At 43.8% G+C, this 25,091-nt stretch carries 19 protein-coding genes and 4 tRNA genes; 3 read left to right on the top strand and 20 right to left on the bottom strand.

The annotated features are described in order from the left end of the window. Nucleotides 1-2 precede the first annotated feature (2 nt). Complete coding sequence (gene hemY / locus Xind_RS04070) at nt 3-1,208, top strand: protoheme IX biogenesis protein HemY (RefSeq protein ID WP_187649525.1); 1,206 nt, start codon at nt 3-5, stop codon at nt 1,206-1,208. 765 nt (nt 1,209-1,973) lie between these two features. Here the strand turns inward: hemY and Xind_RS04075 are convergent. The 19 genes from Xind_RS04075 to trxA form a co-directional block, all read right to left on the bottom strand. After that, a tRNA-Pro gene (locus tag Xind_RS04075) sits at nt 1,974-2,050 on the bottom strand. Between the two features lie 48 nt (nt 2,051-2,098). Further along, nucleotides 2,099-2,185 (bottom strand) — tRNA-Leu (locus Xind_RS04080). A 15-nt stretch (nt 2,186-2,200) separates the two neighbouring features. Then, nucleotides 2,201-2,276: transfer RNA gene (locus Xind_RS04085), tRNA-His, on the bottom strand. A 93-nt stretch (nt 2,277-2,369) separates the two neighbouring features. Beyond that, nucleotides 2,370-2,446, bottom strand: a tRNA-Arg gene (locus Xind_RS04090). 148 nt (nt 2,447-2,594) lie between these two features. Beyond that, nucleotides 2,595-3,980, bottom strand: coding sequence for a bifunctional threonine/serine APC transporter ThrP (gene thrP, locus Xind_RS04095; RefSeq protein ID WP_047680052.1), 1,386 nt, complete (start codon nt 3,978-3,980; stop codon nt 2,595-2,597). Between the two features lie 239 nt (nt 3,981-4,219). After that, entirely contained in the window at nt 4,220-4,957 is a 738-nt protein-coding gene (gene wecG, locus Xind_RS04100; protein ID WP_187649526.1) for a lipopolysaccharide N-acetylmannosaminouronosyltransferase, read from the bottom strand. Continuing rightward, nucleotides 4,944-6,359, bottom strand: coding sequence for an ECA oligosaccharide polymerase (wzyE, locus tag Xind_RS04105; RefSeq protein WP_187649527.1), 1,416 nt, complete (start codon nt 6,357-6,359; stop codon nt 4,944-4,946). The genes wecG and wzyE overlap by 14 nt, the downstream gene beginning before the upstream one ends. Next, a complete protein-coding gene (locus tag Xind_RS04110) occupies nt 6,356-7,441 on the bottom strand; it encodes a TDP-N-acetylfucosamine:lipid II N-acetylfucosaminyltransferase (RefSeq protein ID WP_187649528.1) in 1,086 nt (361 codons plus the stop codon). The genes wzyE and Xind_RS04110 overlap by 4 nt, the downstream gene beginning before the upstream one ends. After that, nucleotides 7,438-8,718 (bottom strand): lipid III flippase WzxE, encoded by a 1,281-nt coding sequence (wzxE, locus tag Xind_RS04115; RefSeq protein WP_187649529.1) that lies wholly within the window; start codon nt 8,716-8,718, stop codon nt 7,438-7,440. Before wzxE ends, Xind_RS04110 begins: the two co-directional genes overlap by 4 nt. Next, entirely contained in the window at nt 8,718-9,866 is a 1,149-nt protein-coding gene (gene rffA, locus Xind_RS04120) for a dTDP-4-amino-4,6-dideoxygalactose transaminase (RefSeq protein WP_187649530.1), read from the bottom strand. Before rffA ends, wzxE begins: the two co-directional genes overlap by 1 nt. Next, nucleotides 9,853-10,632, bottom strand: coding sequence for a dTDP-4-amino-4,6-dideoxy-D-galactose acyltransferase (gene rffC / locus Xind_RS04125; protein WP_187649531.1), 780 nt, complete (start codon nt 10,630-10,632; stop codon nt 9,853-9,855). Before rffC ends, rffA begins: the two co-directional genes overlap by 14 nt. Next, a complete protein-coding gene (gene rfbA, locus Xind_RS04130; protein ID WP_047680038.1) occupies nt 10,616-11,491 on the bottom strand; it encodes a glucose-1-phosphate thymidylyltransferase RfbA in 876 nt (291 codons plus the stop codon). Before rfbA ends, rffC begins: the two co-directional genes overlap by 17 nt. 18 nt (nt 11,492-11,509) lie before the next feature. Further along, on the bottom strand, nt 11,510-12,592 hold the full coding sequence (gene rffG, locus Xind_RS04135) for a dTDP-glucose 4,6-dehydratase (RefSeq protein WP_047680036.1): 1,083 nt from the start codon (nt 12,590-12,592) through the stop codon (nt 11,510-11,512). Next, on the bottom strand, nt 12,589-13,851 hold the full coding sequence (gene wecC, locus Xind_RS04140; RefSeq protein WP_047680034.1) for a UDP-N-acetyl-D-mannosamine dehydrogenase: 1,263 nt from the start codon (nt 13,849-13,851) through the stop codon (nt 12,589-12,591). The genes rffG and wecC overlap by 4 nt, the downstream gene beginning before the upstream one ends. After that, nucleotides 13,848-14,978, bottom strand: coding sequence for a non-hydrolyzing UDP-N-acetylglucosamine 2-epimerase (gene wecB / locus Xind_RS04145; RefSeq protein WP_047680032.1), 1,131 nt, complete (start codon nt 14,976-14,978; stop codon nt 13,848-13,850). The genes wecC and wecB overlap by 4 nt, the downstream gene beginning before the upstream one ends. Before the next feature lie 109 nt (nt 14,979-15,087). Then, nucleotides 15,088-16,143 carry an ECA polysaccharide chain length modulation protein gene (gene wzzE / locus Xind_RS04150; RefSeq protein WP_187649532.1) on the bottom strand — a complete coding sequence of 352 codons (1,056 nt, stop codon included), beginning with the start codon at nt 16,141-16,143 and terminating at the stop codon, nt 15,088-15,090. 32 nt (nt 16,144-16,175) lie between these two features. Continuing rightward, the gene (wecA, locus tag Xind_RS04155) at nt 16,176-17,264 is read right to left on the bottom strand and encodes a UDP-N-acetylglucosamine--undecaprenyl-phosphate N-acetylglucosaminephosphotransferase (protein WP_047680028.1); all 1,089 of its coding nucleotides are present in this window, start codon (nt 17,262-17,264) and stop codon (nt 16,176-16,178) included. Between the two features lie 347 nt (nt 17,265-17,611). After that, nucleotides 17,612-18,871: a transcription termination factor Rho gene (gene rho, locus Xind_RS04160; RefSeq protein WP_047680026.1), complete on the bottom strand. Its 1,260-nt coding sequence runs from the start codon at nt 18,869-18,871 to the stop codon at nt 17,612-17,614. Between the two features lie 689 nt (nt 18,872-19,560). Further along, a complete protein-coding gene (gene trxA, locus Xind_RS04165; RefSeq protein ID WP_038268524.1) occupies nt 19,561-19,902 on the bottom strand; it encodes a thioredoxin TrxA in 342 nt (113 codons plus the stop codon). A 119-nt stretch (nt 19,903-20,021) separates the two neighbouring features. Here trxA and rhlB point away from each other — a divergent pair, with 119 nt between their 5' ends. Both rhlB and gppA read left to right on the top strand, forming a co-directional pair. Continuing rightward, a complete protein-coding gene (rhlB, locus tag Xind_RS04170) occupies nt 20,022-21,302 on the top strand; it encodes an ATP-dependent RNA helicase RhlB (protein ID WP_047680024.1) in 1,281 nt (426 codons plus the stop codon). A gap of 42 nt (nt 21,303-21,344) precedes the next feature. Further along, nucleotides 21,345-22,865 (top strand): guanosine-5'-triphosphate,3'-diphosphate diphosphatase, encoded by a 1,521-nt coding sequence (gene gppA / locus Xind_RS04175; protein ID WP_187649533.1) that lies wholly within the window; start codon nt 21,345-21,347, stop codon nt 22,863-22,865. Nucleotides 22,866-22,966: 101 nt separating this feature from the next. Here gppA and rep read toward each other — a convergent pair whose 3' ends face one another. Then, nucleotides 22,967-25,000: a DNA helicase Rep gene (gene rep, locus Xind_RS04180; RefSeq protein ID WP_187649534.1), complete on the bottom strand. Its 2,034-nt coding sequence runs from the start codon at nt 24,998-25,000 to the stop codon at nt 22,967-22,969. Nucleotides 25,001-25,091 lie beyond the last annotated feature (91 nt).

The following is a 25,091-nucleotide window of genomic DNA, read 5'->3' on the forward strand; positions in this document are numbered from 1 at the left end:
ACATGCTAAAAATATTATTGCTGTTCATCGTCCTTATCATAGGTGTTGTGCTTGGCCCTTTGTTATCCGGGCATCAGGGATATGTTCTTATTCAGACAGACAATTACGATATCACTACCAGCGTTACTGGTTTGGTGATTATGTTCCTCTTACTGCAATTCCTGCTGATTCTCATTGGTTGGTGTTACCGCAGATTAAAACGTACCGGTACTTTTACTCATAGCTGGATCTTTGGTGGATATAAGCGCAACCGGGCTCGGTTACAGACTAAGCAAGCTTTGCTTAAGCTGGCTGAAGGAGATTTTAAACAGGTAGAACACTTATTGACCCGCAATGTTGATCATGCAGAAAACCCTGTCGTTAACTATCTGCTTGCTGCGGAAGCTGCCCAACAACGTGGCGATTATTTTCGTACCCATCAATATATCGAGCGTGCCGCAGAAGTGGCTGATAAAGATCAACTCCCTGTCGATATTACCCGTGTGCGTATCCAATTAGCGCAGGGAGAAATTCATGCAGCCCGTAACGGTGTGGATAAATTACTCAATCAAGCCCCACGACATACTGAAGTGTTGCGGCTGGCTGAGCAGGCATATACACGTTCAGGTGCCTACCAATCCCTGATTGATATTTTACCTTCGATAACAAAAATTAGTCTGCATGATGAAGAATATGTGGCTCAATTGCGTCAGCAAGCTTATATCGGCTTGATGAATCAAATCATGGCAGAAAAAGGCAGTGCTGGACTGAAAGTATGGTGGAAAGATCAAAGTCGCAAAGTTCGCAATGACATTGCATTACAGGTTGCCATGGCTGAACACCTGATTGAATGTAATGATCATGAAACTGCACAACAGCTTATTCTCAATGGATTAAAACAGCAATACGATGAACGGCTGTTACTGTTACTCCCTCACTTAAAGGCAGATAATGCTGAGGCTGTGCAAAAATCGCTTTCACATTTGTTGAAACAACATGGTGCAACACCTTTACTTAACAGTACGTTGGGGCAAGTGGCATTGCGTCATGGGGAATGGGCAAAAGCAGAAACCGCCTTTAAGGCAGCTCTTGCACAACGTCCTGATGCTCATGATTACGCCTGGCTTGCCGATGCACTGGACAAATTACACAAACGTGAAGAAGCCGCTCAAATACGCACTAAAGGCTTTATGCTGACACTGAAACGTGAAAGTGATACAGAAGAATAAATATTTTCCTTTAAATTAAAAATAGCCATGGTTAACAATAATTCTTAATCTGAATTGTTAACCATGGTAAAAATGTCGATACACATGTACATATACATATAAAGATAAAAAAACACCTGTCAAATAAGACAGGTGTATAAATACAATCAGGTCTACAGACGATATAGTGCCTCACTCAACGTTGTGTCCGGTTTGTGATGAAAAGACCATACGCTTACTCATCTATAACGTGGACCATAGGCACTGGCAATTAGCTCTACATCATCCTGAGGTTTATGAAGCTACGCTGTCATAAGGAGTCGGATGAGTATCTACAAATTTAATAAAGCACTTTTCATGCCAATTTTCTTATACCTCGCGAATCTCCTAACCTACTATCAAGATACAACAATAATCATAAGAAAATTTCTTCCAGATTATATGGCCGGAATATGAGACTGATATGTCACCTTTTCATAAAACATGCTAAATACCGTCTCTTATTTGAGACGTCCATTCCAGAAGTTAGATATAGGTAAATTCAATCAATTAGTTAAATGTCTCTAATTGGAGACACAAGAGGGTATGGTTTGTCGTTGAAATACAACACTGAACATCGAATAACTTTAAAAACAAAAAGTTAATATAATTGTAAACATATAGAAACAATTAATTTCAAAATAATTAATTATAAGAAAGGGAAGAAATGGCAAGAAAAAAGAGAAGATTTTCTGTTGAATACAACGAGAAAAGCCCTGTTTTTTACAGGGCTATTTCTTCATAATCTGGTCGGCGAGAGAGGATTCGAACCTCCGACCCACTGGTCCCAAACCAGTTGCGCTACCAAGCTGCGCTACTCGCCGAATATACTTTTAATATATCTATCTCTTAATATATCTATCTCTTTTTTATGGTGCGAAAGGGGGGACTTGAACCCCCACGTCCGTAAGGACACTAACACCTGAAGCTAGCGCGTCTACCAATTCCGCCACCCTCGCATGTCATAAAAAAGATGGGGTGGCTAACGAGACTCGAACTCGCGACGACTGGAATCACAATCCAGGGCTCTACCAACTGAGCTATAGCCACCATAACAACTATCTTTTCTTTCTACTAATTTTCTTACTACTACAATGCCGCTGACCACGATAACTCATCGTCACTGCTCTTGCACGCTTTAAATGGCGCGCCCGACAGGATTCGAACCTGAGACCTCTGCCTCCGGAGGGCAGCGCTCTATCCAGCTGAGCTACGGGCGCTTAACGCCGTTGCGGTGGAGGATAGTACGGATTTAATCTCCAACTGTCCAGTGCTTTTTTAAAAGAAATGATGTGTTTGATTATGCTTTATTCATTTAGTTGATAAAGTCAGCGTTTTTCCACCGCAAATTGTTTCATCAATGAAAAATCAAACTACATTTTCTATCGGTTTTCTTCCCCGGATAAACTTTGCCCACCAATAAATGAGTGACACGATCAGCAAAAAGACACCACCAACAATCAATGAAAAACGGGTATCCGGATTAATCGCCATGCCAATCAATACACAAGACAGGAAAATCAATGTCAGGTAATTGACGTAAGGGAAAAGTATCGACTTAAACCGATGCTGTTTCAGCGCTTCCTGATGATGTTGGCGGAAACGCAACTGGCTTACCAGAATAACAAACCACGGCACCATTCCCGGCAGTACACTGGCACTATAAACATAAACAAAAACAGCCTGTGGTTCCGGGATCAAATAATTCAAACTGGAACCTGCAATCAGGCAGCCAATGGTGATCGCGATACATCTTACAGGTACACCATTTTTCGAAAGCTTAAGCAATGAAGCCGGCAATTGACGGTTTGCAGCCAAGGCATACAGCATCCTGCCCCCACTGTACATTCCGCTGTTGCATCCCGAAAGCGCCGCAGTCAATACAACAAAGTTGATGACTGCCGCCGCAGAAGTAATACCAACTTTAGCAAAAGTCATCACAAACGGGCTGCCATGCGTGCCCACTTCTGTCCACGGGAACAAGGTTACAACAATGAAAATCGCTCCGACATAAAAGATCAAAATCCGCCACAGGATATTGTTGATCGCTTTTTTCAGCGTAATTTGTGGATTTTTGGCTTCACCTGCGGTAATACCAACCAACTCTACCCCTTGGTATGAAGCAACCACAATACACAGGGCAAACAGGAAACCTTGCCAGCCACCAGAGAAAAAACCACCGTGAGCAGTCAAGTTATCTAAACCAATAGCTTGCCAATCATTACCTAACCCAAAAAATATCAGCCCGATACCAACCAAGATCATCACAATAATCGTGGTGACTTTGATCATAGCAAACCAAAATTCCAACTCTCCATACAATCGCACAGCAGCCAGATTAGCCAACGCGACCAGACCAACAGCGGTCAGTGCAGAAACCCATTGGGGCAAATCAGGGAACCAGAGTTCAGCATAAACCCCCACTGCGGTAATCTCTGAAATTCCTACTGAAACCCACATAAACCAGTAGCCCCAGGCTGTCAGGCATCCCCAGTAAGGGCTAAGATATTTATGCCCAAAAGCCGCGAATGAGCCAGTGACAGGTTCAAGGAACAACATTTCTCCCATTGACCGCATAATGAAAAAGACAAAAAGACCAGCAATAATATAAGCCAGTAATACCGATGGGCCAGCCCATTTCAGTGTGCTGGCGGACCCCATGAACAGCCCAACACCGATTGTGCCGCCTAGTGCAATCAACTCAATATGGCGCGCTTCAAGTCCCCTTTGCAGACTCTGTTTTGAATCACTCATAAAACTCCCTATCCATTTTTATGATGTCTATATTTGCAAATAGAAAAAATACAGGAATTGATAATCAATGGTTGTGAAGATCAGTCGTAAAAAGGCAGGGATCAAAGCACGTTTTGCCCATCAGTGAAATAAAAAATTGTAAAATAGAGTCAATAGAGATAGTCCAAGATAAGGCAATCCACCGTATCAAGCACCAATATTAAGCCGGATACAGTGGGTTATAGCAATCAAATCGTAACTTACAGTTTACCGTTGTAATAATACCAAAGAAATTTCAATAACTTGATTTGCCTGTGGATACGACTGGGCTGTGATAACAGACGATAGAGCCATTCCAAACCTAAGTTCTGCCAGATTTTCGGCGCACGTTTGACATGTCCGGTGAACACATCATACGTCCCTCCAACCCCCATATACAGTGAGCCAGGATACACTTTTCGACAATCACGCATGAAAATCTCCTGTCTTGGTGATCCCATTGCTACCGTGACTATTTGCGCGCCACTGGCCTGAATTCGTGCAAATACCGCATCACGTTCTTCAACAGTAAAATAACCATCCTGACTACCAACAATATTAACGCCCCACTGCTTGCGAAGTTTATTTGCTGTCTGGGTAAGAATTTCTGGTTTTCCACCCACCAGAAATACGGGTGTACCTTCGCGCCCAGCACGTTCCATCAAAGATTCCCATAAATCAGCTCCCGCAATGCGGGACACCTGTGCATTAGGATACTTACGCCGGATAGCACGTACGATACTGATACCATCCGCATAAAGATATTCTGCTTCATCCAACAACATGCTCAGCGCATTATCTTTCTCCGCAGTGAGCACTTTTTCTGCATTGATTGCCACCAATGTTCCTGTTTTTACCTGCCCATCCTGAAAAAGGTGATCAAGAAAATGTGGTATTCCACGAAATCCCCATAGACTGAGTCCGCGGATACGATATTTAGGAATGTTATTCATCACCATTTTTTCTCCTTACATTCACCAGAACAGGTATTTTTTGTGATGCAGACAAATTATTGATGACAAACTTTCGGACAACACCTGCACTATCGAATAGCCAAAACAGTAACTTCGCGGCTATCAGGCACAGGCCAAAGACGATACCAAAGAACACAACACGGGAGACAAAAGAATCCACACCTTCACGGGCAAGGACTATCATGTTGAAGATCGCTCCAAAGCAGAATGCCTGTAAAATGGCTGCCTTATAACGGTTTGTTTCCTGTTTTCCTGCTTCATAGATCCAGTCAAACCACTTGATAATCATACCAACGACAATTGCACCAAGTGGTATAAAGAACACCCCGCCCATGACGACCAATGAACCGATCAACGTCGGAGAAATCGCCAGACCAGAGTGATTATCCAGTACATCCCACGTAAAGTAGTTGGCTGTATTCCAGACCAGATTAGGTCTGTCCGGCCAAACCCAGCCAGGAATAAAGACATAGAAGTCACGGATTATCGGCGCCAAACCCTGAAAATCAATTTTACGGTAGTTATCCAATAACAGAGCAAGATTCTCCCACGGAGAAAAGGTATCTCTGGTCAGATACAGGAAGGTATAAAAGGCTTCCTCACCACTCACATTAAGGCCATAGCGCTTCAATGCCAGCCAGAACATACCAACGATCCCCATGACTCCCGCCACAAGCAACATCCATAGGGTGATCCAACCCCGGACAATGCCAATAAACAGGAATAATGCAAACGCAATAATAATATTGGCCCGTGTTCCTCCGACGATGACATAAGTCAGAATACCAAACCCAACCGTTCCCACTAAAAAGCACAGCCAACGGATCTTAGTTGGTTTCAGGAAAAACACTACCAGCATGGCAGGGATGAAGAAATAGAAAAAGCGCTTAAGTGCCACCCCGGAAACTTGACTGGAGAATATCTGACTATAAGACTGTAGCTTAAATAACAGAAAACCGTTTTGCAGAAAGAAAGAGGCAACAGTGAAGATCGCAATACCTGCCAACAGTAGCCAAGTCAGATTGGTTTCTACCCGATTCATGGTGAACAAAGGCTTACGAGATACAACCTTAATAGATGTTTTATCATCGTCAGGAATTCGATACCTGAGCCGTATTTTATAACTGACATAATAAATGGCATAAAAACAGCCCGACGCCAGCATTGCATGTAGCAATGAATCTACCGGCACTACCTGTACATCAAACTGAAAAACCAATAGGCTCGTCAGTGGAAAACCAAAATAAAATGTCAGCAAATAAAGCAATGAGAAAAAGATATTGAAGTTAAACTGAACACGTCGAAACTCCCGATACATCAATGTAAGAATGAAGATCAGCGAGATGGTGTAAACAACAAATAACCCACCGAATTGCGCCAAAGTCATTGAAACTCTCCAGATGTTTCCAACAAGGCAATTTTCCACCCTTCTACAAAATTAGGATCAAAAAAGGCTATCGCCTTTTTATCAAGAAACAGCATCTGACGCTGTGCTTCCTGCACCCAGTGCTTATTCAGCTCGTCACCATCAAACAGAATGGGGATTTGCTGCTCGGCTAAGTCTTGCCAGAATGGATTCTGACGACTCAAAACAAATGGAATACCTGACTGGATCAACTGGCAAAGAGTTCCTATTCCCTGCTGACGCTTAAAAATGAAATAGCCCAAATCGCATTGACGCAGCAATGACAAGTAATCGTCAAAAGCCAGTTTTGTTTTCAATATCCGGATATTCTCAGCCCGGAATAACGACAATGCAGTTTGTTCTACATGTTGGATATAGGCTTGATTATTACCAGGATAACCCATTGGCAAAATGAGACAGGCTTCTGTGCCAAATTGACGATGAATTTTGTGCAATGCTTCAATATGACGATTAGATTTATCTCCTGAATTTCCCAACAGAATAGTGACCCCTTCAGATGAAAAGGATTTTTCCTTCACCACTAGTGAAGGTGCCATACGCGTTGGGAAATACAGCAGAGAAGCCGGTACATTAGGGTTGAATGCTGCGAAATGATTGAGATCGCCACGTGTAGCAAACACCTTTCCTACCCGTTTCTGTGCTAAACGACGTAACAGATAGAAAAAACGAAATTTAAGCTGACGGGAATCCTCATAAAGATCAGCTCCCCATACATGCCACCAGAATTGATGACTTTTAATTTTTCCAATCAATAAAGCTATCCATAATCCTGTATTGAACTGTCCATGAAAAAAGAAACGTCTGGCTCTGTCTTCTTGCGCTTGTGCTATGACGGCCTTCGACAGTGCCGCTTTACTCTCATAAATAGAGATGGTTAAAGCAGGATAATTCGCTGTTATCCATGAATGCTCTTTCGCCACCACCATAAAACACGGTTTGGCTGGAAAATTTATTTCCTGTGCCAAGACGTCATTAAAAAAACGCAGTAGCGTTTGATTGTGATGTGGGATATCCGATCCCAAAACGTGGATTAAGGTTGTCATGCTCGTCCGCGATAAATAATAAATACGCTACAACAAAGAATAAAGTAAACAATATAAGTAGCCATATATGACTGAGCTGCTCCCAACGCCCCATTAACGGGGATCAGCCAATGAGAAAAACTGGTCAACAACAGAAATTGACTGACTTCAGCCAATACATAAAAACGCAATGCTGCTTTCGCTATCACCAGATAACCAAAAACATAAGCACCCACTTTCAGAACATCACCTACCAACTGCCATGCAAATAGATCCCGCATTGCGGTAAATTTATCAGAAAACAGTAGCCAAATAACAAAATCACGCAATAACCAAACTGAAAAGCTGGCAACTGCCACGGCCGGTAAGACAAATTTCAACGCTTTCACTATCTCACTGGCAATCTCGTTTTTATTTTCCAATCGGGAAAGGGTCGGCAGTAGATAAACCGTGAAAGAGGCCGTGATAAATTGTAAATAAGCATCTGAAATACTGCTCACTCCCTGCCAGATACCAACCTCTTCCCAGCTATAACGTTCTGCCATCAAGTTTCGCATCATGATGTAGGCAACTGGCAGTGTGATAGAAGTCAATAACGCCATCAGAGTAAACTTCCCCAAATGGCTTGCAATGGCACGATCCCAGATGGGTTTCAATGCCGAAAACGCAATAACTTTACGACGCAGAAGGATAACCACTGCCGGCAACACTACCAAAGCGGGCATTAAAGCCAACCCTATCAGAGCGCCTTCATAATCCCCTAACCAATAACAAAGGCTATAGGCAATTACACCGACCAAGCTACCCAGTATTATCGCCAATGCGTTTCCCTGAGCATCGCGAAGTCCCTTCAAAATAGCCAGAAAATAGTTGGCATAAGCGATTCCCATTTGAATAAATGCGAGCGCCTGCACAACCATTTTGTAATGGTTATGACCAAATAAACTGATACTGATGGTGTCGCTGAATAAGAAGAAAACTATCGCCAGCAGAGTAGAAGACCCCAAAATGATTGAGGATGATGTTCCCAATACTGCTCTGAGCTTTGCCGATTGCTGATGGTGTTTTACAGCATAATGTTCCGCAACATAGTGTTCCGCAACGTATTTGGTAACACCGTTAAAGATCCCCGCACCAGACAATACACCCAGAACAGTAATGAGTTGGCGGAAATTGCCCGCCTGCCCCACCCCTGTCGGGCCAAAGGAGACGGCCAGAAGTTTTACGACCAGTAACCCGGCGCTAATCTTGATTAGTGTAGAGCCCGCCGTCCAGACTGAGGCTTTGGCAAGTGACATCAGGCAAAAAATTCCTTAATGCGGCTGATGACTACCTGCTGTTCTTCATCAGTAATATTATAAAACATCGGCAAACGCACCAGACGCTCACTTTCGCTGGTGGTAAAGTGGTCTTCACCATGAAAATGACCACACTTCTCACCGGCAGGGCTGGTGTGTAACGCTACGTAATGGAACACTGTCAGAATATCCGCCGCTTTCATATGGCTATTAAACTCGCTGCGCTCTTCCACATCTCTCAGTTTGATATAGAACATATGCGCATTGTGCTCTACATTTTCTGGCACAATCGGCAGAGTTAAAAGCCCCTTCTCAGCCAATGGCTCCAAGGCCCGATAGTAGTTATCCCATAAGGTCAGGCGGTGCTGATTGATTTTTTCAGCAACTTCCAATTGTGCCCACAGGAAAGCGGCCTGTAAGTCAGACAACAGATAGCTGGAGCCAATGTCACGCCATGTGTATTTGTCCACTTGCCCACGGAAGAACTGCGTACGGTTAGTCCCTTTTTCACGAACAATCTCTGCGCGGGAGAACATGGACTTATCGTTGATCAATATTGCCCCGCCTTCACCTCCCGAAGAGTAATTTTTAGTCTCATGAAAGCTGAAACAGCCAATATGACCAATGGTTCCTAACGCACGGCCTTTATAAGTGGACATGACACCCTGTGCAGCATCTTCCACGACATACAGATTGTATTTTTCTGCCAGTGCCAAGATGGTATCCATTTCACATGCTACCCCTGCATAATGCACTGGCACGATAGCACGGGTTTTATCCGTGATAGCAGCTTCAATCTTGGTTTCGTCAATATTCATCGTATCCGGACGGATATCCACGAATACAATTGTCGCTCCACGCAGCACAAACGCATTGGAAGTCGAAACGAATGTATAACTGGGCATGATAACTTCATCACCCGGCTGAATATTCAGCAGTATTGCCGCCATTTCTAATGCAGCGGTACAAGAGGGGGTCAACAGCACTTTTAAACTATGAAGAGTGCCTGAATAATTAAAACGCTTCTCCATCCACTCTTCACAACGTTTGGTAAAACCACCATCACCACACAATTTTCCACTGGCCATCGCCTGTTGCATATATTCCAGTTCAGTGCCAACTACCGGTGGTTTGTTAAATGGAATCATTTCGTCCTCTGTATAACCAATATGCAGTGCTTTCGATTATCGCACCACGACGTGTATAAAGGCGCAAGGCTGTGATGTTACTGATCTGTGTTGCAATTCTCAGCCGTTGTATCCTATGGTTCTGACACCACTGCTGCGCCGCCGACATCAATTTTTTTCCAATCCCCTGGTGATGCTTTCCCGGTAATGCCGCCAGTAAACCTATTCGTGCTTCGTGGCAACCTATGTTTCTCATAGTGACAAAGCCAGCAAGCCCACCACACTCATCATTAACGAGCAAACATTCGTGATCAAAAGTTCCCAGAACCGCGTTTTCAACCCAAGTCGCGTAAAAACGGCCACTGTCATTTGGTTGATACCAAGGGGCACGAAAGCGGCTGGTTGCAAACGCGCGCAACGCTACAGCTTTCAATACCGGAATATCCAATGGTGTTGCGGTTATCAACGCCTGATATTTATTACATTCTTCTGAACTGGCAGGTAACGAACTGACAGATGATGAATTAACAGACAGCAGTAAATCCGCTTCGCCTTCCACCAGAGAGAAACCCAGAGCAGATAACTGATCAACCAAATAGAGTTGTTGCGCGGGAACTTTCGCCTGTACCAACGCATATTCGTCCAACTGAGCTGTCGTTATTTGCCCCTTATTAGTCGACGAAAACGCCGATACGAAATTCAGACGGGCAGTAGATAAGCCAAAAAACTGGCTATCCCATGCCAAAGGCTCAATATCAGCGTAAACAGGTTCAACATGAATAGACATGGAGTAAATCCAGCAAATATTGACCGTAACCTGTTTTTGCCAACTCTGTCGCAGAGGCTCTTACTTGTTCCTCATCCATCCAGCCATTGCGCCATGCGATCTCTTCCAGACAGGCAATTTTGAAACCTTGCCGTTTTTCGACTGTCTGAACAAACATACTGGCCTCAATCAGGCTATCGTGCGTGCCAGTATCCAACCAAGCAAACCCACGCCCCAACAGTTCAACATTCAGTTCTCCGCACTCCAGATACATTTGATTAATGCTGGTAATTTCCAGTTCACCACGGGCGGAAGGTTTCACCTGTTTAGCAAAATCCACGACTTTGTTGTCATAAAAATAGAGTCCGGTGACTGCCCAATTTGATTTTGGCTGCGCTGGCTTTTCTTCAATGGAAAGTACACGGTACTGCTCATCAAATTCTACAACCCCAAACCGTTCAGGATCCATAACCTGATAACCGAATACTGTTGCTCCGTGCCCGCGAGCCACAACACTTTGCAGTTTCGGACTGAATGCCTGACCAAAGTAGATATTGTCACCAAGCACCAGACAGCAGGCATCATCGCCAATAAACTCCTCGCCGATCAGAAATGCCTGTGCCAAACCATCCGGTGAAGGTTGTACTGCATAGCTCAGGTGAATACCACAACGATTACCATCACCCAATAACCGTTTGAAAGCAGGCAGATCTTCCGCAGTAGAAATAATCAGTATGTCGCGTATCCCTGCCAGCATTAAGACTGACAATGGATAGTAGATCATTGGTTTATCATAAATAGGCAGTAACTGCTTTGATACACCACGTGTTATTGGATAGAGACGAGTACCAGAGCCACCTGCCAGTATAATTCCTTTCATGCTATCCCCCAGACGGGTTTATTCATTCCCGCAGTGATCAACCAAACCAAGACGTTCTCCTGCATAAGAGCCGTCCTGAACACTACGCCACCAACTCTCATTTTCCAGATACCATTGCACCGTCTTACGAATACCAGATTCAAATGTCTCCTGTGGTGTCCATCCTAACTCACGCTCAATTTTCGCTGCATCAATGGCATAACGCATATCGTGCCCCGGACGGTCGGTGACATAAGTGATAAGCTCACGATAAAAGGCAATACCTGCTGGCTTTTCCGGACGCAACTCTTCCAGTAATTGGCAGATAGTTTCCACAACATCAATATTCCGGCGCTCATTGTGGCCGCCAATATTATAGGTTTCACCAGGTCTTGCCCTGGTAACCACCAAATGTAGTGCCCGTGCATGATCTTCTACATACAGCCAATCACGGATTTGCTCTCCCTTACCGTAAACGGGCAAAGGTTTACCTGCCAACGCATTCAGGATCATCAGAGGGATCAGTTTTTCCGGGAAATGGTAAGGTCCATAGTTATTCGAACAGTTAGTGATCACTGTCGGTAAACCATAGGTACGACGCCACGCTCTGACCAGATGATCACTGGATGCTTTCGATGCAGAATAAGGGCTGCTCGGTGCATAAGGTGTCGTTTCTGTGAAAAAGCCCTCATCACCGTGCAAATCACCATATACTTCATCGGTTGAAATATGGTGGAAACGGAATGCAGCCTGCTTATCCTGATCCAATTGCTGCCAGAAAGTCCGGGCAGCTTCTAATAAGGTATAAGTGCCAATAATATTGGTTTCGATAAAAGCCGCTGGCCCATCAATGGAGCGATCAACATGACTTTCTGCCGCCAAGTGCATCACTGCATCAGGTTGATATTGCTGAAAGATATGATCTAAAGCATCACGATGACAGATATCCACCCGCTCAAACGCATAACGAGGATGCCCGGCAACCGGAGCCAGTGACTCAAGATTGCCAGCATAAGTTAGGTTATCGACAACAACGACGCTGTCTTCAGTATGATTAATAATATGACGAACCACCGCTGAGCCGATAAAACCTGCACCACCAGTAATCAGAATACGTTTCAACGCCAAACTCCTTTGGTATCAACAACCCATTTTTGTTTTATTTGTTTGCCATTAATGGCCTTAAACTGGCTATGATCCACCAGCATTAACACAACATCGGCCTCTTCCAGTGCCTGTTGTAAATCTACCAGTTCCACGACGCCCTTCAGTGAATAAGGCAAGCTATGAATATTCGGCTCAACCGCGAGGGTGGAGCCAGCATGCCACTGTGCGACCATTTTGGTGATATGAACTGCCGGGCTTTCCCGTAAATCATCAATATTTGATTTAAATGCCAGACCAAAACAGGCGATTTTAACTTCACTTGCCCGTTTGCCGCTTTCAACTAAACAGTCCGCCACCGCAGCTTTTACTTGATCAACGACCCAGAGTGGCTTGCTATCATTCACAAGGCGGGCAGTGTGGATCAAACGGGATTGTGCAGGATTTTGTGACACAATAAACCATGGATCGACGGCGATACAATGACCACCAACCCCAGGGCCTGGTTGCAGGATATTAACGCGAGGATGCCGATTGGCCAGACTGATTAATGCCCAGACATTAATCCCCTGTTCGGCACAGATAAGCGAAAGTTCATTAGCAAATGCAATGTTAACATCCCGAAAACTGTTCTCTGTCAGTTTACACATTTCCGCAGTTCTGGCATTGGTGACAACACATTCGCCTTCAAGGAAAATTTTATACAGTTCACTTGCTCTGGAAGACGATTTTGGTGTCATACCACCCACAACGCGATCATTTTTGATCAGCTCCACCATGACTTGTCCCGGTAATACTCGCTCAGGGCAATACGCGATATCAATGTCTGAATTTTCCCCTGCCTGCTGTGGAAATGAAAGATCGGGACGAACTTCTGCCAGCCACTCTGCCATTTGTTCAGTCGCGCCAACAGGTGATGTTGATTCCAGAATAATCAAATTTCCTTTTTGCAAAACAGGAGCAATAGATTCTGCCGCTGCGCGAACATAAGCCATATCAGGCTCGTGATCTCCCTTAAAAGGCGTGGGAACCGCGATTAAAAATGCATCGGCGGGTTGCGGGGAAGACACTGCTTTCAGGTAGCCATCTTCAACAGCAGTTTTGACTACTTTATCCAAATCAGGTTCAACAATATGGATCTCTCCACGATTAATCGTCTCCACTGCATGTTGATTAACATCAACACCAATAACCGTTTTCTGGCGAGACGCAAATGCTGCCGCAGTAGGTAAGCCAATATAACCAAGACCGATCACAGAAATTGTTTCAAAGTTCATAATGTCACCTGATTTTTCTTCAATACTTCCAGAATTCGCTGACAAGCCTTGCCATCACCGTAAGGGTTATGAGCCCGGCTCATCTGTTGATAAGCAGAGTCATCCGTCAGCAAGCGTGTGACTTCATCAACGATAGTTTGGGTTTTTGTTCCTACCAATCGCACTGTACCAGCATCAACTGCTTCTGGTCGCTCTGTGGTATTACGCATGACCAGAACAGGTTTTCCAAGTGAAGGCGCTTCTTCCTGAATCCCGCCTGAGTCGGTGAGTATCAGATAGGCATGATCCATCAAATAAACAAATGGCAGATAGTCTTGTGGATTGATAAGAATAACATTATCAATATCATGCAGAATGCGTTTTACTGGCTCACACACATTAGGATTCAGGTGAACAGGATAAACGACCTGCACATCAGGGTGCATTCTGGCAATTTGTGCCAACGCTTCACAAATCCGTTCAAACCCGCCACCAAAATTCTCACGACGATGACCTGTCACCAGGATCATTTTCTTATTGGGATCAATAAAAGGATAAAGCTCAGCAAATTGCTCGCTCAACACTGCATCATCCATAATGCGGTCACGTACCCAAAGTAAAGCATCAATGACCGTATTTCCCGTGACAAAAATAGCGTTATCTGCAATTGATTCTTGCAAGAGATTGTTGCGAGAGTTCTCCGTCGGCGCGAAATGGTACGTCGCCAGATGACCAGCAATCTTACGATTGGCCTCTTCCGGCCACGGAGAGTACAGATCACCAGTTCTCAATCCGGCTTCAACATGACCTACCGGAATACGTTGGTAAAAAGCGGCCAGACTGGTTGCCATTGTCGTTGTCGTATCGCCATGCACCAGCACCACATCTGGCTTGAACTCACTTAATACAGGCTTCATGGATTCAAGTATCCGGCAGGTAATATCCGTGAGATCCTGTCCTTGTTTCATAATATTGAGATCAAAATCAGGCTTGATCCCAAATAAGTGCAGTACTTGATCCAACATTTCCCTATGCTGTGCAGTGACACAAACTTTTGCCTCAAAAGCATTATCCCTGGCCAAAGCATGTACCAATGGTGCCATTTTGATGGCTTCCGGGCGAGTACCAAACACAGTCAACACTTTCACAGTGACTCTCTTATTTTGTCAATCATTGCTGGTAATTCCACAAAGGGATATTTGTTGCGGTTACTTTCTTGCGATAAATGAAATTTACATAGTTATCATATATATAAAATTATGTGCGCGAACGCCTCGCTAATGCGACTCCAGCACCAACCAACATACCGATAGCTCCCCACAGAATCATCATAAATGCACGGCGAGGACTATCTCTGTTGACAGGTTCTTCAGGTGTTCTGAGATAACGGTAGGTCTGAAAAATATTCTGCAAAGTAGGGCCAACATTTAGGGTCGCCAACATTGCTATATTTTGATCATAATCGATGCTGTAATTGGGACCGATAGCTTGCAAAGTTTCGAGTTGTGCTTGCAGCAATGGTACTCCCAGCATGAACATTTTAGATTCAGGCAGTTCATCAAGAGGGATGTTCGTTTGATTACGTTGAATGCCCTGTTTTTCAGCAACCTTCAATGATTGCTGCAAGACATTCAACTCACGGTTATACATTGCCTTGGCCACCATTTCTTGTCGTTTGACCAACGCTTTCATTGATTGAGTACGTGTAGCCCACGCACCTTTAATTTCATTGTTCAGGTGGGTACTGGCGCGTTGATTAGCAAAAGCAATATATTCCCGCAGCAGTCGGTTGGCATCTATTGCTGTTTCTGCCGTTAATTTAATGTGTTCATTCTGCGCATTTTTCTCATTACGGCGTGTCACCTGAATATTGTTGATCAATTCTTCCAGTAACACGGCATCCGCTTTACTATTACCCTCTCGGCGCTGTTTGTAATAATTGGAATGAAGCCAGAATTCACGACGGGTATCATATGCTTCAACTTGCGTCATGAACTCTTTATATGCACCATCGGGAATAGTCGGTAACTGGGCTTCCGGCGAAGCATTAATGTGAGTATCTAAATTGCGCAGAAATTGCTGTTGTGAATAATAACTCCCCAGATTATTCGTCGTCGGTAAATCTACAATAGCGGTTGCGCTCCATTTTTGCTGCATCAGATACGATGCAGCCAGAGCGACAGCAGCGAAAATAATTGCCAGTGCGATAATCCATATCTTTCCACGCCACAGAGCATAACAGAGTGCACGAATATCCAATTCATGCTCTATAGCTGCCTGACCCTGATTAGATTTCGTTTCTGAGTTTTTCACTGCGCCAAACCTCTTTGATAAGCCGATTATTTTTAATGATGGCTTGCAACCCGACGCATCCGACGTTTACACCGTTTGATAAAACGAGCAACCCGCCATGCTCTTTTGATGCAATAGCCATACAATATAAATGCAAGCAAAAACAATGCCAACATTACCCATTCAGGCACAAAACTTAACCGTTCACCTATAATGCCCACTCCAGCCAGCAAAGCTGCTGCCGCAGTAATTAAGACGAATGCCTGACGGGAAGTAAAACCTGCGCGCATGATCAGGTGATGAATATGCTGACGATCCGGTGAAAATGGACTCATGCCCTTGCGCAGTCGGCGGTACATAATCGCAACCATATCCATCAATGGGATAGCAATGATCCATAATGCTGTCACAGGGTTAATAGAACGATTTTCCCCTTGAGTCACCTCAGTCAACAGCCAGATGATGGTGAAACCAATTAGTGTACTTCCAGCGTCCCCCATAAAGACTTTGAAGCGTTTACCAAGCAGGCCCAGATTGAGAAAAATATAAGGCAATATCCCAGCTATAAATGCAAAGCACCAAAATGCCAAAGCAGTGTTGCCGCTTTCATAAAGCAAAATACCTAATGCACCGAAAGAGATGCAAGACAATCCCCCCAATAAACCATCAATGCCATCCATCATGTTAAAAGCATTAATGGCAGCCCAAACCGCAAACAGTGTAACCACATAGCTAAATGGGCCTAATACCATCTCCCATGGTCCAAACGCATCCCCCAAACTTTCTAACTTAAGCCCAGAGAAATACATCATACTAATACCTACTAAAGCTTGGATTGTTGCCCGGATTTTTACACTAAGATCAAAGCGATCATCCAATGCACCAACAAAAACTAATGCCCCCGCACAAGATAAGTACACCCACTTATGAGGGATAAATTCTTTTGTTATAGCAAAACCAAAACAAATCCCAAAAAAGATAGATATTCCCCCTACCAGAGGTATTACTCCATGATGACATTTACGATAATTAGGCTTATCAACAAGACCGATCCGCTGTGCTAACTTACGCGCCACAAACAAAAATATAAATGAGAATATAAATACGCATAAGATTTCAGCAGCTATACTGGGAATATTCACAATAATAACTCTCTGCAAAAATAACAGTAGGTCATCTAGTATTCATTGACTCTTATATTTCCTTTAATATCAAACTCACTCAATAAGTACCTAGTCAACAAAAAGATGCCTACAATGTAAGAAATTTACACATTAGTAAAGACAGTCATAGATCGTGATCAATCATTATTTGCGGAGTATCTATGAAGCACCGTCAGGGAACACGTATCTAAAAAAAGAAAAGCAAAATACATGCCATCTTTGCGATTAAATTAAACCATCAATAAAAAACGCCACAAAAAGTGGCGTTTTAAAGAAGTGATCGCTTAACTATTTTTATTTATGGAGTGCGAATTTTTGTTTACAGACTACGAACGTTTCATAAAGTCGAAGAATTCTTCGTTTGTTTTTGTCATAGCCAGCTTGTTGATAAGGAATTCCATTGCATCAATTTCACCCATCGGATGAATAATTTTACGCAATATCCACATCTTCTGTAATTCGTCTTGTGCAGTGAGTAACTCTTCTTTACGTGTACCGGAGCGATTATAGTCGATAGCAGGGAAAACACGTTTTTCCGCAATCTTACGGGACAAGTGTAACTCCATGTTACCTGTACCTTTAAATTCTTCGTAAATAACCTCATCCATCTTAGAACCGGTATCAACCAGAGCTGTCGCGATGATGGTCAAGCTACCACCTTCTTCAACATTACGAGCTGCACCGAAGAAGCGTTTTGGACGATGCAGCGCATTTGCATCCACACCACCAGTCAATACCTTACCGGAAGCCGGAACAACGGTGTTATAAGCACGAGCCAGGCGGGTTATAGAGTCTAACAGGATAATAACGTCTTTTTTGTGTTCAACCAGACGTTTTGCTTTTTCGATCACCATTTCAGCCACTTGAACGTGGCGGGAAGCCGGCTCATCAAAAGTAGAAGCGATAACTTCACCTTTTACCAGACGCTGCATTTCGGTGACTTCTTCTGGGCGTTCATCGATCAGCAGCACCATCAACACACAATCTGGATAATTGTGGGCAATATTAGCCGCGATGTTTTGCAGTAACATGGTCTTACCCGCTTTTGGTGGAGCAACAATCAGACCACGCTGACCACGACCAATAGGCGCTGCCAAATCCAGAACTCGAGCAGTCAAATCTTCGGTAGAACCATTACCACGTTCCATACGTAACCGGCTGTTAGCATGGAGAGGAGTCAAGTTCTCAAACAGGATCTTACTACGGGCATTTTCAGGTTTATCGAAGTTAACTTCATTAACTTTCAACAAAGCAAAATAACGTTCACCTTCTTTTGGTGGGCGGATTTTACCTGAAATAGTGTCACCTGTACGGAGATTAAAACGGCGAATTTGACTAGGAGAAACGTAGATATCATCGGGACCTGCAAGGTAGGAGCTGTCTGCTGAGCGGAGGAAACCGAATCCATCCTGCAATATCTCCAGCACACCATCTCCGAAAATATCTTCTCCACTCTTCGCATGCTGTTTGAGGATAGAGAAGATAATATCTTGTTTGCGCATACGAGCCAGGTTTTCCAGCCCCATATTTTCGCCGAGAGTGATCAACTCTGATACCGGCGTATTCTTTAATTCGGTAAGATTCATAATGGTGGGTTCTTTAACTCGGGGTATATCTCGAACTATGAACGTGAATGGTATGGCAGCGTTATCGGTGCCTGTTTATTTGTACCCAAAACAAATACAACCTCTTAACATATTAATTTATATTACAAGGCAATAGTCTGAAGTACGCTAATTGATTTCAAAATAAGGCTAACAAACTGTTAAAACACAACCGAGATAACAATAACGAAATGTGATTAATCTCAATACAAGAGCTATCTCAGTGTAAGTAATGTTTCAGCAAATACTGTTTAACAATATTGTCTTAGTAAACACTATCTCAGCAAAAAAATTCAGTAAAAGAAGACTTCGACATAAAACGTCCAGTACGAAAACATCATCGGGATGTTCAGCATAAAGACGTCTTCAGCACCAAGCTATATACTGAATGGCTCACTATATATGCTTTCAGAAACTCTACTAAATACGATATGCTATCAGATATTTCAAGGTGATCCAGAGATAACAGATTTATCAGACACTATAGATTGTTTAGTATGTAACATGCCTGGTGTCAATTCTTCATATAAATTATGAAAATCTTGCTAACGCATGTTTCATATAAGCACGTGGCAGCTAACTTACCATGCTTCGTTGCGGACGTCTAGCTGTCAATAAGATAAATCACTTTATCTGCTAAACGCCCATAATTACTGTGAGCTAACTCTAAGTTAGAAATGTGGTTCCAAAAATTCTTTCAGTTGAGTTTTTGACAAAGCTCCCACTTTCACCGCAACTTTTTCGCCGTCTTTGAACAAAATCATCGTCGGAATACCACGAATACCGAATTTCGGCGCAGTTTCGGTATGATCATCAACATTCAATTTAGCAACGGTCAGTTTACCTGTATACTCAACAGCTATTTCATCCAGAATAGGCGCAACCATTTTACAAGGGCCACACCATTCAGCCCAGAAATCAACCAAAACGACACCTTCTAATTTCAGTTTATCTCCATTAAAGTCACTGTCAGCCAAATGAATAACACCAGCATTCACAATCTTTTCACTCATTATTTGGACTCCGAAGTAAAATCTTTTACGTTATCAGTGTACATTAACCAATATAAGGTGTCTTTATTTCAGCGGATACACTTTCTTAAAGCAATAGTTAGCTGATATTCTACCACACTATGAGCAAAACACATTTGACAGAAAAGAAGTTTTCCGACTTCGCATTGCACCCCAAAGTCATTGAAGCCCTTAATAAAAAGGGTTTTTCCAACTGTACACCGATACAGGCGCTAACATTGCCTTTTACTGTCGAAGGCCAAGATGTTGCGGGGCAAGCACAAACCGGAACGGGCAAGACGCTCGCATTTCTGGCGTCTACTTTTCATTATTTACTGACTCATCCCGCCAAGGAGCATAAAACCAATCAACCAAGAGCGTTGATTATGGCTCCGACCCGTGAACTGGCCGTTCAGATCTACTCTGATGCAGAAGAGCTAGCTGAAGTCACAGGGTTAAAAATGGGTCTGGCCTACGGTGGAGATGGCTATGATAAACAGCTAAAGGTGCTGGAATCTGGCGTTGATATCGTCATTGGCACAACAGGTCGTCTTATTGATTACGCCAAGCAAGGATATATCAATCTTGGTGCTATTCAAGTTGTTGTATTGGACGAGGCCGATCGCATGTACGATCTCGGTTTTATCAAGGATATCCGTTGGTTATTCCGTCGGATGCCTGCGGCAACTGAACGCATGAATCTGTTGTTCTCCGCCACTTTATCTTATCGGGTGCGCGAACTGGCCTTCGAACAGATGAACAATCCTGAATATGTGGAAGTGGAACCATTGCAGAAAACCGGGCACCGTATCCAGGAAGAGCTTTTTTATCCTTCTAATGAAGAAAAAATGCGTTTGTTACAGACTTTATTGGAAGAAGAGTGGCCCGACCGCTGCATTATTTTCGCAAATACCAAACACCGCTGTGAAGATATCTGGGCTCATCTGGCTGCCGATGGACATCGTGTCGGTCTGCTGACCGGTGATGTAGCACAGAAAAAACGTTTGCGCATATTGGAAGAATTTAGTCTGGGCAATCTGGATATTTTGGTCGCCACCGATGTTGCTGCACGTGGGCTGCATATTCCTTCCGTAACACACGTGTTTAACTATGATTTACCGGATGACTGTGAAGATTACGTTCATCGTATTGGCCGAACTGGCCGTGCCGGCGAAAGCGGTCATTCAATCAGTCTGGCCTGTGAAGAATATGCGCTGAACCTGCCAGCCATTGAAGAATATATCCAGCATCAGATCCCTGTGAGCAAATATAACAGCGATGCATTACTGAAAGATTTACCCGTGCCCAAACGCCGCAACCGCGCACGTTCAGGAGGACATCCGCGCCGTACCAATACGACGCGCCGTGGTAATACTGTTCGTAATCGTAAACGCAATTCGTAACCGTAGTGTTCAGGCTGATTAACATAATTCTGGAATAACAAAATGCTGAGTTCTTCGCTCTATGCCGCTATCGATTTAGGCTCAAACAGTTTTCATATGCTGGTTGTCCGCAGAGTATCCGATAGTATTCAAGTGGTCGCCCGCATTAAACGTAAAGTCAGGCTGGCCGCTGGGTTGGATAAAAATAACCATTTATCCCAACAGGCAATGGAGCGGGGATGGCAATGCCTTCGCCTTTTTGCAGAATATTTGCAGGATATCCCTGCTCTACAGATCCGCGTTGTCGCTACAGCAACATTGCGACTTGCTGAAAATTCCAATGAATTTGTTGGCAAAGCCTCTAAAATATTAGGTACTCCGGTTAAAGTCATCAAAGGTGAAGAAGAAGCTCGACTGATTTATCAAGGTGTTGCCCATACTACAGGCGGGCCGGAAAAACGTCTCGTGGTAGATATTGGTGGCGGTAGTACAGAACTTGTCACGGGTATTGGTGCAAAGGCTACACAGTTATTCAGCCTTGAAATGGGCTGTGTTACCTGGCTCGAACGCTATTTCAATGATCGCACTCTGACAGAAGAGAACTTTGCTAAAGCAGAAATGGCCGCTCACCATATTCTTACTCCTGTTATCACAGCACTTCTGGAACAAGGCTGGCAGATTTGTGTCGGAGCATCGGGTACAGTGCAGGCTCTTCAGGAGATCATGATTGCCCAAGGTATGGATGAACTCATCACCCTGTCCAAATTGCAACAGCTTAAATCTAAGGCGATTGAATGCGGAAAGCTGGAAGAGCTGGAAATAGATGGCCTAACACTAGAGCGGGCATTGGTTTTTCCAAGTGGCTTGGCAATCCTGATTGCTATCTTTCAGGCCTTAGGTATCGAAAGTATGACTCTGGCAGGAGGTGCACTGCGTGAGGGGCTGGTTTATGGCATGCTGGAACTTCCTGTCGAGCGAGACATTCGTGCCAGAACCTTGCAAGATATTCAGCAACGCTTTCAGGTCGATACTGAACAGGCACAGCGAGTCAGACAACTAGCAGAGTCTTTTTTTCAACAAATCGCTAAAACGTGGGAATTGGATGAGCGATGTCGCGAACTGTTAGTCAGCGCTTGTTTGCTCCATGAAATCGGCTTGTGTGTCGATTTTCGCCAAGGGCCAGCTCATTCTGCTTATCTGATCAGCCACTTAGACCTACCCGGCTATACTCCAGCTCAAAAACGCTTACTAGCGACATTGTTGAAAAATCAAAGTGGATCCATCAACCTGGCATCATTCAGTCAACAAAATGCGTTACCGGCATTACTGGCGCTGCAATTATGCCGTTTACTGCGCCTTGCTATTATCTTTGCCAGCCGTCGGCGAGATGATTCTTTAGCAACTCTGCGTTTGCGGGCAGAAAATGACATACTTACTATTACTCTTCCCCATCAGTGGCAAACACAACACCCACTCAGTGCCGAAACATTACATCAAGAAGTTAAGTGGCAAAGTTATATTCAATGGACATTAATTATTGAAGAGCAATTTATTAAAGAGCAGAATAATTTCAATTTAGGATAATTATGCATTCTAATAACTCTTAACTTACAAGAAAAAACGAAGGAAAAGCACTCCCCAGTCACTTCACTGGTGATGAGACTGGGGTAAGGATATTAACCCGCTTAGTAGTTACCACCATTTTTTTGTCCAAGGCCAAAACGGGATTTGATATCCGCAAGGCGTGATTGCCCCTGTTTCATACGTTCTTCTGCACTGATGGCTCTCTTACCTTGTGGCCAATCCAGATCATCTTGTGGCAACTCTAACAAAAATCGGCTCGGTTCAGGGCGGATCAATTCTCCATACTGGCGACGTTCTTTACTAAGGGTAAAAAAGAGTTCCCGTTGCGCACGGGTAATACCAACATAAGCCAAACGCCGTTCTTCTTCGATATTATCCTCATTAATACTGCTTTGATGTGGTAATAACCCTTCCTCCATTCCTACCAGAAAAACATAAGGAAATTCCAGGCCCTTGGAAGCATGCAACGTCATAAGCTGAACCTGATCCAATTCTTCATCTTCTTCACCCCGCTCCAGCATATCCCGTAAAGTAAAGCGAGCCACAACCTGAGAGAGTGTCATTGGTTCATTCAGATCATCACCTTCAAGCATTTCACTCATCCAGGTGAAAAGCTGATTGACATTCTTCATCCTCATTTCAGCAGCCTTAGGACTGGGAGAGTTCTCATACAGCCAACTTTCATAATCCATACCGTGCAATAAATCCCTTACGGCCAACAATGGTTCACGTTCTGCCTGACAGGAAATTTCATCCATCCAGTGGGTAAAACGCTGTAGAGCAGCCAATCCGCGACCGGACAAATTCTGCTCCAAACCAAGGTCGAAACTGGCATAATACAAGCTTTTGTCACGCTGCCTTGCCCATTCTCCCAATTTCTGAATCGTCACTGGCCCTATTTCCCGACGTGGTGTATTGACGATCCGTAAAAATGCACTGTCATCATCAGGATTCGTCATTATTCGCAGATAAGAGAGCAAATCCTTAATTTCCGGCCGGGAAAAAAACGACGTTCCACCAGAAATGCGGTAAGGAATGCGGTTTTGCATCAACATCTTTTCAAAGATACGGGATTGATGATTACCACGGTATAAAATAGCGTAATCTTTATACTCGGTTTTATTGATAAAGTGGTGGGCAATCAATTCCCCTACGACGCGCTCAGCTTCATGATCTTCATTATTTGCTTCGATCACACGTAGAGGATCGCCATAACTCAACTCAGAAAAAAGTTTCTTCTCAAATACATGAAGATTATTCGCAATCAGGATATTTGCCGATTTCAGTATTCTCCCTGATGAACGATAATTTTGCTCCAGCTTGATCACATTGAGTTGTGGGAAATCTTCCTTTAACAGGATTAGGTTTTGCGGACGAGCACCGCGCCATGAATAAATTGACTGGTCATCATCACCGACAACGGTAAAACGTGCCCGGTTACCTACCAGTAACTTCACCAGTTGATACTGACTGGTATTGGTATCCTGATATTCATCCACCAGCAAGTAACGAATTCTGTTTTGCCAACGCTCCCTGACTTCTTCGTCCCGCATTAACAACAATGTTGGTTTAGTAATCAGATCATCAAAATCAAGAACATTACAACTGTTCAGATGTAAATCGTAACGACGATAGCACTCTGCAAACTGATGTTCTTGAACTGAACGAGCTTGTCTCATCGCCTGTTCCGGTGACATCAGGTCATTCTTCCAGTTGGAGATATTTGAGATGAGTTTTTGTAGGAGATCTTTATCTTCTTCCAATAAATCCGCGGTCAGATCTTTCAACAATGCCATTTGATCCTGATCATCGAACAGAGAAAAGTTACTCTTCATCCCAAGTGCTTTATATTCACGCTTGACGATCTCCAGCCCTAACGTATGGAATGTTGAGATCATTAATCCCTTAGTTTCCTTACGACCCAATGTTTGGGCTACGCGCTCTTTCATTTCACGTGCGGCTTTATTGGTGAAAGTCACAGCCGCAATATGACGGGCTTGATAACCACAAATACGGATCAAGTGGGCTATTTTACTGGTGATAACTCTGGTCTTACCAGAGCCTGCACCCGCCAGAACCAAACAAGGCCCTGTCACAAATTCAACCGCTTGTTGTTGGCTAGGATTTAATCGCATACTGTTTTGAAGGTTATGTCAGGATGAAAGATCAAGGAGCGAAATTGTAGCAGAAAGCAGCACAGGAAGGAGATTTTCTTTACAGCAGGTG

The organism is Xenorhabdus indica (genome assembly GCF_014467235.1).
GTDB classification, from domain to species: Bacteria; Pseudomonadota; Gammaproteobacteria; order Enterobacterales; family Enterobacteriaceae; genus Xenorhabdus; species Xenorhabdus indica.